The sequence below is a fragment of the Vibrio sp. 2033 genome (assembly GCF_033339735.1).
Window position 1 is genome coordinate 1 of the sequence record NZ_JAWOVC010000656.1, and the last position, 561, is coordinate 561.

The 561-nt window shown below is 47.2% G+C and carries 1 protein-coding gene; it reads left to right on the forward strand.

Annotation, left to right across the window (positions count from 1 at the left end):
* A partial coding sequence (locus R7P74_RS28325; RefSeq protein WP_318124015.1) for an NCS2 family permease occupies positions 1-561 on the forward strand: 561 nt, incomplete at both ends.

Genomic DNA, 561 nt, shown 5'->3' on the forward strand with positions numbered 1-561 from the left:
GCCGCGATTGGCTGTTTCATTATGGGTTTAGTCGCAAACTACCCAATTGCTCAGGCTCCGGGCATGGGTCTAAACGCATTCTTCACATATTCCGTTGTGTTAGGCATGGGTTACACATGGCAAGTCGCGCTGGCTGCAGTGTTTGTTTCTGGTGTTTTATTTATTCTGCTGAGCATTTTTAAGATTCGTGAATGGATCATTAACTCGATCCCGCATTCGCTTCGCACCGGCATTTCTGCAGGTATTGGCCTTTTCTTGGCGTTTATCGCCCTTAAAAACGCAGGTATTGTGGTTGATAACCCAGCGACATTGGTTTCAATGGGCGATATCACGTCATTGCCATCAGTGTTGGCGGCGATTGGTTTCTTCCTTACTATCGCGCTTGTTCACCGTGGTGTGAAAGGTGCAGTGATGATCGCGATTTTGGGTGTGACGGCGCTTGGTCTTCTATTTGGTGATGTGCAATGGAACGGTGTCATGTCAACACCACCAAGTATCGCACCAACATTCTTACAATTGGATTTCTCGGGTCTATTTGAAGTCGGCATGATCTCTGTTGTG